A 13901-nucleotide genomic window follows, 5' to 3' on the forward strand; every position below is an offset into this window, starting at 1 on the left:
GCTACTGGTCCTCGGGCCTGGCGGCAGGTATCGCGGTCGTGGGCGTATGGGGGTGGGGGACGCGGCCGGCCGACCCGGGCGGGGGAGCGCCCGGGTCGGCCGTGCCCTGACGTGCTGTCACTTCAGGTCGGAGACCGCACGGTTGAGCATTACCACGTTCACGCCGGGCTGGCCGAGGAAGCCCAGCGAGCGGCCGTCGGTGTACTCCTCGACCAGCCGGTCGAGCCGGTCGGCGGGCACCCCGCGGGCCTTGGCGACCCGCTGGACCTGCTCCTTCGCGTAGGCGACCGAGATGTGCGGGTCGAGTCCTGAACCGGAGGCGGTGAGCGCGTCCGGCGGGACGGCGGCCGGGTCGACGCCGTCGAACGCGGCGACGGCGGCGCGCCGTTCCTCGACGGCCTTCAGCAGGTCCTCGCTGTTCGGGCCGAGGTTGGAGGCGCCGGAGGACTTCGGATCGTGGCCGCCGGCGGACGGGCGCGGCTGGAACCACTTCGGGTCGGGCTGCGCCTGCTCGTCGGGGTCGTCGGGGTTCTGCTTGGGCAGGTCGAAGCCCTGGCCGAGCAGGCTGGAGCCGATCTCCTTGCCGTCGGCCTTCACCACCGAGCCGTCGGCCGCGGCGGGGAAGGCGATCCGGCTGATGCCGGTGACCAGCAGCGGGTAGGCGATGCCGAGGATCACGGTCATCACCAGCAGCATCCGCAGCGCGGTGAGGTGGGTGCGCAGGAAGGTGGGCATGTCTCGTTCTCCTCTCGGGTCAGCTCAGGCCGGGCACGAACTGGACGACCAGGTCGATCAGCTTGATGCCGACGAACGGCACCGCCAGGCCGCCCAGGCCGTACACCCCGATGTTCCGGGCGAGCAGCGAACCCGCGTCGGACGGGCGGTACTTGACGCCGCGCAGGGCCAGCGGAATGAGGCCGACGATGACCAGGGCGTTGAAGACGATGGCCGAGGTGATCGCGGAGGTCGGGCTGTGCAGGCCCATGATGTTGAGGTGGCTCAGGCCCGGGTACACGCCGGCGAACATCGCGGGGATGATCGCGAAGTACTTGGCCACGTCGTTGGCGATCGAGAAGGTCGTCAACGCGCCGCGGGTGATGAGCAGTTGCTTGCCGATCTCGACGATCTCGATCAGCTTGGTCGGGTTGGAGTCCAGGTCCACCATGTTGCCGGCCTCCTTGGCCGCCATGGTGCCGGTGTTCATCGCCACGCCGACGTCGGCCTGGGCGAGCGCGGGGGCGTCGTTGGTGCCGTCGCCGGTCATCGCGACCAGCTTGCCGCCCTCCTGCTCCTTCTTGATCAGGGCCATCTTGTCCTCGGGCGTGGCCTCGGCGAGGAAGTCGTCGACACCCGCCTCCTCGGCGATCGCCCGGGCGGTCAGCGGGTTGTCACCGGTGATCATCACGGTCTTGATGCCCATCCGGCGGAGCTCCTCGAAGCGCTCCCGCATGCCCTCCTTCACCACGTCCTTGAGGTGGATCACGCCGAGCACCCGGGGCGGGCGCTCCCCGTCGCGGTCGGCGACCACCAGCGGGGTGCCGCCCGCGGCGGAGATCCCGTCGACCAGGTCCGCCACCTCGGCGCCGACCGAACCGCCGTGCCCGGTGACCCAGTTGGCGACCGAGGCGGCCGCGCCCTTGCGGACCTGCCGGCCGTCGACGTCCACGCCGGACATCCGGGTCTGCGCGGTGAACGGCACCCACTCGGCGTGCTCCAACTCGCCCTGGGCGCGGGCCCGCAGGCCGTAGCCGGTCTTGGCGAGCACCACGATCGAGCGGCCCTCCGGGGTCTCGTCGGCCAGCGAGGACAGCTGCGCGGCGTCCGCCAGTTCCTCGACGGTGACGCCCTCGGCGGGCTGGAACTCGGCGGCCTGCCGGTTGCCGAGCGTGATGGTGCCGGTCTTGTCCAGCAGCAGGGTGTTGACGTCGCCGGCGGCCTCCACGGCCCGGCCCGACATCGCGAGGACGTTGCGCTGCACCAGCCGGTCCATGCCGGCGATGCCGATCGCCGACAGCAGCGCCCCGATGGTGGTCGGGATCAGCGCCACGATCAGCGCCACCAGCACGATCATGGACTGCGGCGCCCCGGCGTAGCCGGCCATCGGCTGGAGGGTGACCACGGCGATCAGGAACACGATGGTCAGCGAGGCCAGCAGGATGTTCAGCGCGATCTCGTTCGGCGTCTTCTGCCGGGCCGCGCCCTCCACCAGCGCGATCATCCGGTCGATGAAGGTCTTGCCCGGCTCGGAGGTGATCCTGACGACGATCCGGTCGGACAGCACCTTGGTGCCGCCGGTCACCGCGGACCGGTCGCCGCCGGACTCGCGGATCACCGGCGCGGACTCGCCGGTGATCGCCGACTCGTCGACGCTGGCGATGCCCTCGACCACGTCGCCGTCACCGGGGATCACCTGCCCGGCCTCGACCACCACGTGGTCGCCCAGCCGCAGCGCGGTGCCCGGCACTTCCTCCTCGGCCCGGGACGCGGGCCAGTCGGTGAGGCGGCGGGCGACGCTCTCCGTCTTGGCCCGGCGCAGCGTGTCGGCCTGCGCCTTGCCGCGGCCCTCGGCGACCGCCTCCGCCAGGTTGGCGAAGACGGTGGTCAGCCACAGCCACAGGGTGATCGCCCAGGAGAACACCGACGGGTCGGCGATCGCGGCGACGGTGGTGACCACCGAGCCGACCTCGACCACGAACATCACCGGGTTCTTCACCATCACCCGGGGGTCGAGCTTCTTCACCGCGTCCGGGAGGGAGGAGAGCAGCAGTTTCGGGTCGAGCAGGCCCGCGGAGACTCTGTGCGGCGCCTGGTCGGGGACCGCCGGTTCAAGGGTGGTGGACATCAGTGGAGACCTTCTGCGATCGGCCCGAGGGCCAGGGCCGGGAAGTAGGTGAGGCCGACGACGATCAGCACCACGCCGGAGAGCAGGCCGACGAACAGCGGCTTGTGGGTGGGCAGGGTGCCGGCGCTCGGCGGGACGGGCTGCTGCTTGGCGAGCGAGCCGGCCAGCGCCAGCACGAACACCATCGGCAGGAACCGGCCGAACACCATGGCCAGACCCAGCGCCGTGTCGTACCAGGCGGTGTTCACGGTGATGCCGGCGAACGCCGAGCCGTTGTTGTTCGCGGCCGAGGTGAACGCGTACAGCACCTCGGAGAAGCCGTGCGCCCCGGAGTTGAGCATCCCGGCGCGCTCGCCGGGCAGCGCGATCGCGGTGCCGGCGCCGATCAGCACGATCGTCGGAGTGGTGAGGATGTACAGCGAGGCGAACTTCATCTCCCGGCCGCCGAGCTTCTTGCCCAGGTACTCGGGGGTCCGGCCGACCATCAGGCCGGCGACGAACACCGCGACGATCGCCAGGATCAGCATGCCGTACAGGCCCGAACCGGTGCCGCCGGGGGCGATCTCGCCGAGCATCATGTTGAAGACCGTCAGCCCGCCGCCGAACGGCGAGTAGGAGTCGTGGAAGGAGTTCACCGCGCCCGTCGAGGTGAGCGTGGTGGACGCCGCGAACAGGCTGGACCCGGCGATGCCGAACCGCTGCTCCTTGCCCTCCATCGCCGCGCCGGCCGCCTGCAGGGCGGTGCCGCCGTGCTGGTGCTCGAAGTAGGTGATCAGCGCCGCCGAGGCGACCCAGAACAGGCCCATCACCGCGACGACCGCGTAGCCCTGCCGGTGGTCGCCGACCATCCGGCCGAAGGTGCGCGGCAGCGAGAACGCGATCACCAGCAGCAGGAACACCTCCACCAGGTTGGTGAAGCCGGTCGGGTTCTCGAACGGGTGCGCCGAGTTGGCGTTGTAGAAGCCGCCGCCGTTGGTGCCGAGCAGCTTGATGACCTCCTGCGAGGCCACCGGCCCGCCCGGGACCGACTGCTGACCGCCCGTCAGCGTCGTCACCTCGTGGAAGCCGTGGAAGTTCTGCACCACGCCGTTCGCCACCAGCACCAGCGCGAACACGATCGAGATCGGCAGCAGCAGCCGCAGCGATATCCGGGTCAGGTCCACCCAGAAGTTGCCGACCCGGTCGGTGCGGTTGCGGGTGAACCCGCGGATCAGCGCCGCCACCACGGCGATGCCGACGGCGGCGGAGACGAAGTTCTGCACCGCCAGGCCCGCCATCTGCACCAGGTGGCCCATCGCGGACTCGCCGCTGTACGACTGCCAGTTGGTGTTGGTGGTGAACGAGATCGCGGTGTTCCACGCCTGGTGGGCCTCCATCTCCGGCACGCCCAGGCTCAGCAGCAGGTGCGTCTGGAGGCGGATCAGCCCGTACAGGAACAGCACCGACAGCGTGGAGAACGCCAGCACCGACCGCAGGTACACCGGCCAGCGCTGGTCGGCGTCGCCGTCGACGCCGACCACTCGGTACAGGGCCTTCTCGGCTCTCAGGTGCTTCGAGGTGGTGAGCAGCCGCGCGATGTAGTCACCGAGCGGCCGGTAGCAGAGGGCCAGCGCGCCGACCAGGGCGATCGCCTGGAGCCAGCCGGCAAGAGTGTCGCTCATGTCAGAACTTCTCCGGGTGGATCAGCGCGAGAACGAGGTAGCCGACCAGCGCGGCGGCGACGATGAGACCGACGAGGTTCTCCGCGGTCACAGCTTCTCCACCCCCCGCGCGATCAGGGCGATGACGGCGAACACGGCAACCGTGACGCCGACATAGATCAGATCCGACATGGCATCCACCAGGGTGGCTCGGGACAACGGCCTGCGTATCTCGCCGGCACAGTGAGCCAAGCAGCGCCGCCGCCCGCCACGACGGTTCCTGACGGCCCCCATACGGATGGTTCCCCGCCCTTGACGCCTCCTTGACGCGCGCCGCCGCCGCGGGGCCGGCCCGCGCCTACCGGGGCCGTGCGGCGAGCAGGTCGGCGAGGGCGGTGAGGGTCTCGCCGAGGGGGCGGTCGAGGCGGGTGGTGGCGAGGTCGTCGCCGCGGGTGGTGCCGCGGGTGACGATGGCGACCGGCTTGCCGGCCTTCGCGGCGTGCCGGACGAAACGCAGGCCGGACATCACGGCCAGGGAGGAGCCGAGGACCAGCAGGGCCCGGGCCTCGTCGACCAGGCGGTAGCAGAGCTCGACCCGGTCCTTGGGGACGCTCTCGCCGAAGAACACCACATCGGGCTTGAGGACGCCGCCGCAGCGGGCGCAGTCGGCGACCGTGAAGGACTCCACCAGGGCGTCGGGGAGTTCGACGTCGCCGTCCGGGTTGATGCGCGAACCGGCGTCGCGGAAGGCCGGGTTGAGGGCGGCGAGGCGCTCGTCCAGCTCGCGGCGGGGGCTGACGGCGGCGCAGCCGAGGCAGATCACCCGGTCGAGGCCGCCGTGCAGTTCGACGGCGTCGGCGGTGCCGGCGGCGCGGTGCAGGCCGTCCACGTTCTGGGTGATCACGGCGGAGATCCGGCCGCTGTCGCGCAGCCGGGCCACCGCGTAGTGGCCGGCGTTCGGGCGGGCCCCGGCGATCACGGCGCGGCCGGCGTGGCTGCGGGCCCAGTAGCGGCGCCGGGCCGGCTCCCCCGCCAGGAACTCCTGGTACGTCATCGGCGCCCGGTGGCGGCGGATCCCGTCCGGCCCGCGGTAGTCCGGGATGCCGGACTCGGTGGACAGCCCGGCCCCGCTCAGCACGGCCACCCCGCCGCCGGCCAGCAGCCGGGCCACGGCGGACAGGCCGTCCTCAGGCGTACTCATACCGTCCATTGTGACCGCCCCGGCCGGCTTCCGGGCAGAACGGGCAGACGGCCCGGGCAGTGCCCCCACGCACCACCCGGACCGTTCCCGATCGCGGCCGCCCCGGCCCCCACAGCCCGGACTGCCGCCGTCTTCCTTTGTACGTCGCCCTTACGACCGGCGGGACACCCGGGCCGTGAGTGCGGCGAGCAGGGCCGCGCCCGCGAACACCGCGAGGTGCCGGGTCTCGAAGCCCCATCCCTGCCAACGCAGTTCGGCGTAGCGGTGTTCCGCGAAGCCGTTGTGGAACAGCCACGCCGCCAGGCCGATGGCGGGCGCGAGCGGCAGCCGCGAGCGGCGGCCGAGCGCCCAGCAGCCGGCCGCGAACGCGGCCGTGCCGAACCAGCCGCCGTGCAGCTCCCCCAGCAGGCCGAGCGCGGCGGTCAGCCCGGCCGCGCCGAGCAGCGCCGCGGCGACGGTCGGCCCGGCCGACAGGGCGGTCACCCCCGGCCGTCCCGCCGGCCGGCGTCCACCAGTTCCCGCAGCTCGCTGTCGAGGGCCCGGGCGGCGAACAGGTGGCCGCTCAACTCGTCGAGGGTGACGGCCAGTTCGGAGCGCGGCACGACCAGCACGGGGCAGACCGCCCGGCGCAGGCAGTACGCGGGGACCGAGCCGCGCAGGCCGCGGTGCAGCCAGGAGCCGGACGGGCCGAGCACCAGCAGGTCGCCGGGCCGGTCGGCGGCGGCCAGCAGGCTCGGGGCGATCCGGCCCCGCACGGTGCGGGCGGTGAGGGGGACGCCCGGGTCGGTGCCGCCGAACGCCTCCGCCATCGCCTCGGCGAGCGTCGTCGCGGCGGCCTCGCGGACCGCGGACAGCAGCGGCGGGCAGGGCGAGCGGCGGTGGCCGAACTCGCCGCTCGGCGGCTCCCACGCGTGCAGGGCCAGCACCTCGCCGCCCAGCCGCCGGGCCTCGGCCACCGCGCGGTGCACGGCCGCCAGGCTGCCGAGCGATCCGCTGACCCCGACCACGATCCGCGGCCGCTGCTCCATGACACGTCCTCCGTCCAGGTACTCGCGGGCTCCGGCCTTCCGGTCGCCGGGGCCCGCACCACCCAGCAGATCGCACCCGGGCCCGCCCCCGGCCGCCCTTGACGCACCCCTGACGCCGGCGCCCGGTTTCCGAACGCCGCCCTGACGCCCGGCCGTGCCGCCGCGCTGCGGCGCCCGCCCCGAGCCGGTGCCCGCGTCCCGACCGCGCGGGCACGGCGAACTCGCCAACTCGCCTACTGAGAAGGCGAGTTGACTGCAAGCCCCGGCACCGTCCAGGTTGGTTCCGGAAAGCCCCTCAGCACCTCCCCGGGAGCGACACGATGCACGCGACACTGTTCCGCCAGGTCCGCCCGTTCGGCGGTCCGGTCACCGATCTGGCCGCCGTGGACGGCGTCCTGGTGGCCGAACTGCCGGCCGGAACCAGCCCGGTGGTGGTCGAGGGCGGCGGCAGGATCGCGCTGCCGACGCTGGTGGACGCGCACATCCACCCGGACAAGACCGCCTGGGGCGAGCCCTGGTACAGCCGCCGTCCGGCCGGGAGCCTGCCGGAGTACGTGGCGGGCGACGTCGAGCTGTGGCGGCGGCAGCGCAGCCCGATCGGCGAGCGCGCCCACCGCCTGCTGGCCCACGCGGTGACCCGCGGCACCCGCGCGGTCCGCGCGCACGTGGACGTCGCGCCCGCGTACGGCCTGGCCGGCGTGACCGGCCTGCGGGAGGCCGCCGACCGGCTCGCCGGGAAGCTCGACGTGCAGTCGGTGGCGTTCCCCCAGCACGGCGTGGTGCGCACGCCGGGCGCGGCCGAACTGCTCACCGAGGCGGCCCGCGAGCACCTGGTGGACGCGGTCGGCGGCATCGACCCGGCCGGCTTCGACGGCGGCAGCGCGGACGGCCGGGAGCAGCTGGACCTGCTGTTCGGGCTGGCCGACCGGTACGGGGTGCTGCTGGACGTCCACCTGCACGACCGGGGCGCGGCCGGCCTCGGCCCGCTGCGCGAGATCGCCGCGCGGACCGTCGCGGCGGGCCTGCAGGGCCGGGTGACGGTCAGCCACGTGTTCTGCCTGCCCGAGCTGACGGGCAGTGACCTCGATGCGGTGGCGGAGCTGCTGGCGTCCGCCGGGATCGCGCTGACCACCGTCGCGCCGTCCGCGCACCAGGTGCTGCCGTTCCGTGCGCTGCAGGCCCGCGGCCTGCGGGTGGGCCTCGGCTCGGACGGAGTGCGGGACTCGTGGAGCCCGTTCGGCAACGCCGACATGCTGCACCGGGCGCACCTGCTGGGCTGGACCACCGACGCCCGCACCGACCGGGAGCTCACCGACTGCCTGGAGCTGGCCGCGCACGGCGGCGCCGACCTGCTCGGCCTCCCGAAGGCCGACCTGACGCCGGGTTCGCCCGCGGACTTCCTGCTGGTGGACGGCGAGTGCCCGCCGCAGGTGGTGGTCGATCTGCCGGAGCGGGAGCTGGTGGTGAAGGCCGGCCGGGTGGTCGCCGAGCGCGGCCGACTGCTGGACTGAGGCAGGCCGAAGCGGCGGTGACGGCCCGTCAGGGGCCGCCACCGCCGTCCGCCGGCTCGCTCAGTCGCGTTCGACGTCGACCTCGGTGAGCCGGGCGAACCGCTCCGGGTCGGTGCGCCGGATCCGCCGGGCGACCACCCAGCCGACCGCGCCGACCAACGGCAGCGGGACCAGCAGCAGCCAGTTCACCAGGCCCGAACGGCCGCTCAGCAGGTCGAAGTTGAACACCGCGAGCACGGTCAGCACGGCCAGTCCGGCGGCCGCCAGCAGCGGCGCCCAGACCACCCGGAACGCGGACAGCCCGCGCCGGTCGGTGCGGAAGAACGCGAACACCGCGACCGCCGCGAGGCCCTGCATCGCCATGATGCCGAGCACCCCGACGCTGTTCGACCAGAGCAGCACCACCAGGTACGGGTCGACGGCGAGGACCGCTCCCAGGACCACCACCAGCGCGTTGAACACCGACTGCACCAGCACCGCGGGCCCGGGCGAGCCGGTGCGCGCCGACACCCGCCCCAGGCCGCGCGGCAGCAGGCCCTCCCGGCCCAGCGCGTACAGGTAGCGGGCGGCCGCGTTGTGGAAGGCCAGCGCGGAGGCGAACGCCGAGACGATGATCAGCACGTGCATGGTGTCGGACAGCCACAGGCCGACGAACCGCTCGGCGGCACGGAACGTCAGGTCCGGGCCGCCGTCCGCGCGGGCCTGCGCCACGGCCCGGTCGGTGCCGTACGCGCCCATCACGATCCAGGTGCCGAGCGCGTAGAAGACGGCCAGGAAGCCGATCGCGACGAACGTCGCCCGGGGCACCGTGCGGGCCGGGTCGCGGGCCTCCTCGGCGTAGATCGCGGTCGCCTCGAAGCCGGTGAACGCGCCTATCACCAGCACGAACATGCCGGCCACGCCGGCCTGGGTGAGCAGCGACGGGTCGAAGGAGACCGGGTCGAGCGCGGCCGTCCCCCGGTCGGCCAGCACCCCGCCCTCCATCAGCAGCAGCGACAGCACCTCCAGCACCAGCGCCACGCCGAGCACCTTCGCGGACAGCGTGACCTTCAGCCAGCCGAGGACGCCGACCACGGCCACGCACGCCCCGGACAGCAGCCACCACGGCACGTGCGCGCCGGTCCGCTGCTCGATGTGCCCGGCGGCGAAGTACCCGAACGCGGCCGCCACGCCCGGCGTGATCAGGTTGTAACTGACCACCGCCACATAGGCGGTGACCACACCGAGGGTGCGCCCGAGCCCGCGCGCCACGTACGCGTAGAACGCGCCCGCGTTGCGCACGTACCGGCTCATCGCGGTGAACCCGGCGGCGAACAGCACCAGCAGCGCGCCGGAGATCAGGTACGCGGCCGGCGCGGACGCCCCGCCGACGCCGATCGCGAACGGCGCGATGCCGGCCAGCACGGTCAGCGGCGCGGCCGCGGCGACCACGAAGAACACCAGGTCGGTGGTGCCGATCAGGCCCTTGGCGAGTTGTCCGGGGGGCTCGGCGGCCGGTGCGGGCGGTCTGCCGGCGGGGGTGGAGACGGCGGTCATGTGGGGGTCCTTCCGAACACGGGGCGGTACGGGGGAGTTCGGGTGCGTCAGGGGGCGAGCCGGTCGAGCACCGGGCGGCCGCGGTGCAGCACCAGCAGCCGTTCGGGGTGGGCGGCGACCGCCTCCGGCACGGAGCGGGCGGCCACCGCGACCAGGTCCGCGCGTCCCCCGACGGCGATCCCGTAGTCGGCCAGCCCGAGCGCCCGGGCGGCGTGCGCGGTGGCCAGGTCGGCGGCCAGCTCCAGGTCCTGATCGGTCATCAGGTCGCCCTGCAGGCCGATGATCGTGGCCCGTTCCAGCATGTCGCCGGTGCCGTACGGCCACCACGCGTCACGGATGTTGTCCGAGCCGGCGAAGACCAGCACGCCCAGCTCGTGCAGCCGCTTGACCGGCGGCATCGACCGGGCCGGGCCGTTGGTCATCACGGCCACCCCGGCGTCCGCCAGCGCCCGCGCGGTGGATTCGAGCGCGCGGCCGTCCAGCTGCCCGAGGCAGTACGCGTGGCTGACCGCGACCCGGCCGGCCAGGCCCAGGGCGGCGGTCCGGTCGGCGATCGCCCGCAGCTGCGCCGCGCCGGGCGCGCCGCCGTCGTGCAGGTGGATGTCGACGCCCGCGCCGTGCCGCTCGGCGAGGCCGAAGACCACGTCGAGCTGGCCGTCCGCGTCGCCGTCGAACCCGAACGGGTCGAGGCCGCCGATCAGTTCGGCGCCCTCCCGGAGCGCCGCGTCCAGCAGCCGGGCCACGCCGGGCTCGGCGACCACGCCGCTCTGCGGGAACGCCACCAGCTGCACGTCGATCAGTTCGCGCACCCGGTCGCGGGCCTCCAGCACGGCGTACAGGTGGTCGAGGCCGGTGTCCGGGTCGACGTCCACGTGCGAGCGGACGTGGCCGGTGCCGAGCACGGCCATCCGGCGGGCCAGCGCCTCCGCGCGGTCCGCCACCGGGAGCAGGCCGGCGACCTCGCGGCGCAGCTGCCGCTCGGCGGCGATCCGGGCGCGCAGGTCGGCGGTCTCGCGGTGCGGCTGCCAGGGTGCGCCGAGGAAGGTCTTGTCGAGGTGCGCGTGGCCGTCGACCAGGGCGGGCAGCAGCAGCGCGCCGTCCAGGTTGCGCGCGCCGGGGCCGGCGGCGGTGCGCTCGCGGCCGGGCGGCACGGGGGTGATCGCCGTGATCCGGCCTCCGTCGATCCGCAGGTCGGCGCGGGTTCCGTCCGGCAGGGCGGCGTCCAGCAGCAGCTGCGGGGCGGGGATCGGACGGGTCGTCACGGGGGCCTCCTCGGCTCGGCGAAGGGGATGCGGGGGGCGGCCGGGAGCCGTTCCGAGCCGCTGGGCGGCCAAGCTATCCGGTATACCGAATACCGAACAAGGGGGTGGCCGGGAACGATCTGGAATGATCTGATCCTCAGACCGCTCCGTCCTCCCGCTCACGCCTGGAGCCCCCGATGCCCGACACCCTCGGCGACACCCACCAGTCGCTGGCGGACCTCGTCTACCTCCGGTTGCGCGAGCGGATCATCGAGGGCGAGTACCCCGCCGGGCAGCGCCTGGTGGAACGCGAGCTCGCCGAAGGCCTGGGCGTCTCCCGGATCCCCCTGCGGGAGGCCATGCAGCGCCTGGAACGCGAGGGCTTCCTCACCGCCCAGGCGCGCCGCGGCGCCGTCGTCGCCGACTTCGGGCCCGAGGACGCCGAGCACTTCTTCGCCGTCCGCGAGTCACTGGAGGCGCTCGCCGCCAGCCTCGCCGCCCAGCACGCCACCGCCGCCGGCGTCCGCGGCCTCGAACGCCTGCTCGCCCGCACCCGCAAGGCCGCCGAGGCCGGCCGGCTGCGCGAGACCGTCGGCCTGAACGCCGACTTCCACCGCGCGATCGTCGAACTCTCCGGCAACCCGCTGCTGCGCGACATGATGGCCCCGCTCGACGGCCGCCTGCGCCGCCTGTTCCGCCTCACCTCGGACCTCGGGACCAGCCTCCCCATGTGCACCGAGCACCAGCAGCTGCTCGACGCCATCAAGGCCCGCGATCCGGAGACCGCCGCCGAACTCGCCCGCCAGCACGTCGCCGGCACCCGGGCGTTCGCCCTCCGGGCGCTCGGACGCTGAGCGCGGGGCCGGCCGATCGCCGGCCCTCCGACCGGCCCGGTCGGCGACACGCCGTCGGACCGGCGCGGTCGCCGCGGTCACCCGAAGTGCGCGAATGGCCGCGTAGGCGGCACCCGAGCACACCCCCTCCTCATATGATCGGAGCGACATGCGTCATCCTTGGTGGTGAGTAGCACTGCCCATGACACCAGCAGGAGGAAGCTCGTGGACGACGTTCTGCGGCGCGCCGCGCTGTTCGCGGCACTCGACGACGACCAGGCTGCCGAGCTCCGCGCTTCCATGACCGAGGTGACGCTCGCCCGCGGCGAGTCGCTGTTCCACGAGGGCGACCCGGGCGACCGGCTGTACGTCGTGGTCGAGGGCAAGGTCAAGCTGCACCGCGCCTCGCCGGACGGCCGCGAGAACATGCTCGCCGTGCTCGGCCCCTCCGAGATGATCGGCGAGCTGTCGCTGTTCGACCCGGGCCCGCGCACCGCCACCGCCACCGCCCTCACCGAGGTCAAGCTCCTCGGCCTCGGCCACGGCGACCTGCTGCCGCTGCTGCACGCCCGCCCCGAGGTCTCCATCGCGCTGCTCCGCGCGATCGCCCGCCGCCTGCGCCGCACCAACGACGTGATGTCCGACCTGGTCTTCTCCGACGTGCCCGGCCGCGTCGCCAAGGCCCTGCTCGACCTCTCCCGCCGCTTCGGCGTGCAGTCCGACGAGGGCATCCACGTCGCGCACGACCTCACCCAGGAGGAGCTGGCCCAGCTGGTCGGCGCCTCCCGCGAGACGGTCAACAAGGCGCTCGCCGACTTCGCCGGCCGCGGCTGGCTGAAGCTGGAGGCCCGCGCGGTCGTCCTGCTGGACGTCGAGCGGCTCTCCCGCCGCTCCCGGTAGGCAGCCGCCCACCCGGGTCGCGCCCACGTGCACGTCGGTGCGCGGGGCGCGATCTCCGTTTCCGGCCCGGCTCAGATCAGGCCGTGCTCCTCCAGGTACGTCAGCTGCGCCCGGACCGAGAGTTCCGCGGCCGGCCAGAGGGCGCGGTCCACGTCGGCGTAGACCCGGGCGACCACTTCGGGCGCCGTGCGGCAGCCGGCCTCGACGGCGGTCTCGACCTGGGCGAGGCGGCCGGCCCGGTGGGCGAGGTAGTAGTCGACGGCTCCCAGGGCGTCCGCGAGGACCGGGCCGTGGCCGGGCAGGACGGTGCGGACGCCGTGCTCCGCGGCCATCGCGTGCAGGCGGCGCAGGGAGGCCAGGTAGTCGCCGAGGCGGCCGTCGGGGTGGGCGACCATCGTGGTGCCGCGGCCGAGGACGGTGTCGCCGGTCAGGATCGCGCCGTCGGCGGGCAGGTGGAAGGTCAGCGAGTCTGAGGTGTGCCCGGGGGTGGCCACCACCCGCAGGTCGAGGCCGCCGACCTCCAGCCACTGGCCGCCGTGCAGCCCCTCCTCGCCGAGCCGCAGCGCCGGGTCGAGGGCGCGGACGGCGGTGCCGGTGAGCTCGGCGAACCGGGCGGCGCCCTCGGCGTGGTCGGCGTGGCCGTGGGTGAGCAGGGTGAGGGCGATCCGCTTGCCCTGCTGTTCGGCGACGCTGACGACCCGTCGCAGGTGGGCCTCGTCCAGCGGGCCGGGGTCGACGACCACGGCGAGGTCGGAGCCGGGCTCGGACAGCAGCCAGGTGTTGGTGCCGTCCAGCGTCATCGGGGACGGGTTGGGGGCGAGCACGCACTGGGCGCGCGGGGTGGCGGCCCCGCCGACGGTGTCGGCGGGGTCGCCCGGAAGCAGACCGCTCACGCGGCGTCCGCCTCGGCCCGACTGAGTCGTCGCAGCGGGAGCGGCCGCAGCAGCGCCCGAGCGGGCAGCTCGCGGACCAGCAGGCGGGCGCCGGCCGGGGGCACCGCCTCGGCGTCGCAGGCGGCGGCTCGGGGGGTGACGGTGCGGGCGGGCATGGCCGGGGTCCGGCGAGCCACGTCGTTGTGGGTCATCGGAGGTCTCCTTCCGGGATGTACGCAGGCGGTGCTGTCGCAGGGCAGAGTCACTGGTCGGCACGGCAGTGCCGTGCTCTCCGGG

General features: G+C 74.1%; 14 protein-coding genes. 3 read left to right on the forward strand and 11 right to left on the reverse strand.

What is annotated here, in order from left to right; genetic code table 11:
- Positions 1 to 117 precede the first annotated feature (117 nt).
- From kdpC to ACFV1L_RS25480, 7 genes are all read right to left on the reverse strand, one after another.
- A complete protein-coding gene (gene kdpC / locus ACFV1L_RS25450; RefSeq protein ID WP_380369675.1) occupies positions 118 to 735 on the reverse strand; it encodes a K(+)-transporting ATPase subunit C in 618 nt (205 codons plus the stop codon).
- Positions 736 to 754: 19 nt separating this feature from the next.
- On the reverse strand, positions 755 to 2842 hold the full coding sequence (gene kdpB, locus ACFV1L_RS25455) for a potassium-transporting ATPase subunit KdpB (protein ID WP_380369678.1): 2088 nt from the start codon (positions 2840 to 2842) through the stop codon (positions 755 to 757).
- Complete coding sequence (gene kdpA / locus ACFV1L_RS25460; RefSeq protein ID WP_380369681.1) at positions 2842 to 4503, reverse strand: potassium-transporting ATPase subunit KdpA; 1662 nt, start codon at positions 4501 to 4503, stop codon at positions 2842 to 2844. The genes kdpB and kdpA overlap by 1 nt, the downstream gene beginning before the upstream one ends.
- 1 nt (position 4504) lies before the next feature.
- Positions 4505 to 4594, reverse strand: coding sequence for a K(+)-transporting ATPase subunit F (kdpF, locus tag ACFV1L_RS25465; protein WP_035864019.1), 90 nt, complete (start codon positions 4592 to 4594; stop codon positions 4505 to 4507).
- Positions 4595 to 4840: 246 nt separating this feature from the next.
- Complete coding sequence (locus ACFV1L_RS25470; RefSeq protein ID WP_380369683.1) at positions 4841 to 5692, reverse strand: NAD-dependent protein deacetylase; 852 nt, start codon at positions 5690 to 5692, stop codon at positions 4841 to 4843.
- A 141-nt stretch (positions 5693 to 5833) separates the two neighbouring features.
- On the reverse strand, positions 5834 to 6166 hold the full coding sequence (locus ACFV1L_RS25475; RefSeq protein ID WP_380369685.1) for a hypothetical protein: 333 nt from the start codon (positions 6164 to 6166) through the stop codon (positions 5834 to 5836).
- Entirely contained in the window at positions 6163 to 6711 is a 549-nt protein-coding gene (locus ACFV1L_RS25480) for a universal stress protein (protein ID WP_380369688.1), read from the reverse strand. Before ACFV1L_RS25480 ends, ACFV1L_RS25475 begins: the two co-directional genes overlap by 4 nt.
- A 236-nt stretch (positions 6712 to 6947) precedes the next feature.
- On the opposite strand from ACFV1L_RS25480, the gene ACFV1L_RS25485 reads away from it, so the two are divergent.
- The gene (locus ACFV1L_RS25485) at positions 6948 to 8222 is read left to right on the forward strand and encodes an amidohydrolase (protein WP_380369841.1); all 1275 of its coding nucleotides are present in this window, start codon (positions 6948 to 6950) and stop codon (positions 8220 to 8222) included.
- Between the two features lie 60 nt (positions 8223 to 8282).
- On the opposite strand, the gene ACFV1L_RS25490 is transcribed toward ACFV1L_RS25485, so the two are convergent.
- Together ACFV1L_RS25490 and ACFV1L_RS25495 are read right to left on the reverse strand one after the other, a co-directional pair.
- The gene (locus tag ACFV1L_RS25490) at positions 8283 to 9758 is read right to left on the reverse strand and encodes an APC family permease (RefSeq protein ID WP_380369691.1); all 1476 of its coding nucleotides are present in this window, start codon (positions 9756 to 9758) and stop codon (positions 8283 to 8285) included.
- Between the two features lie 47 nt (positions 9759 to 9805).
- Entirely contained in the window at positions 9806 to 11020 is a 1215-nt protein-coding gene (locus ACFV1L_RS25495; RefSeq protein WP_380369694.1) for an amidohydrolase family protein, read from the reverse strand.
- A gap of 176 nt (positions 11021 to 11196) precedes the next feature.
- Between ACFV1L_RS25495 and ACFV1L_RS25500 the strand changes: the two genes are divergently transcribed.
- Both ACFV1L_RS25500 and ACFV1L_RS25505 read left to right on the forward strand, forming a co-directional pair.
- Positions 11197 to 11853, forward strand: a complete 657-nt coding sequence (locus ACFV1L_RS25500; RefSeq protein WP_380369696.1) for a GntR family transcriptional regulator — start codon at positions 11197 to 11199, stop codon at positions 11851 to 11853.
- A gap of 204 nt (positions 11854 to 12057) precedes the next feature.
- The gene (locus tag ACFV1L_RS25505) at positions 12058 to 12732 is read left to right on the forward strand and encodes a Crp/Fnr family transcriptional regulator (RefSeq protein ID WP_014136744.1); all 675 of its coding nucleotides are present in this window, start codon (positions 12058 to 12060) and stop codon (positions 12730 to 12732) included.
- 71 nt (positions 12733 to 12803) lie between these two features.
- On the opposite strand, the gene ACFV1L_RS25510 is transcribed toward ACFV1L_RS25505, so the two are convergent.
- Positions 12804 to 13625: an MBL fold metallo-hydrolase gene (locus tag ACFV1L_RS25510; RefSeq protein ID WP_380369699.1), complete on the reverse strand. Its 822-nt coding sequence runs from the start codon at positions 13623 to 13625 to the stop codon at positions 12804 to 12806.
- The gene (locus ACFV1L_RS25515) at positions 13622 to 13816 is read right to left on the reverse strand and encodes a hypothetical protein (protein WP_380369701.1); all 195 of its coding nucleotides are present in this window, start codon (positions 13814 to 13816) and stop codon (positions 13622 to 13624) included. Before ACFV1L_RS25515 ends, ACFV1L_RS25510 begins: the two co-directional genes overlap by 4 nt.
- Positions 13817 to 13901: the final 85 nt, after the last annotated feature.

Source organism: Kitasatospora sp. NPDC059646 (assembly GCF_042734615.1).
Classification (GTDB): domain Bacteria; phylum Actinomycetota; class Actinomycetes; order Streptomycetales; family Streptomycetaceae; genus Kitasatospora.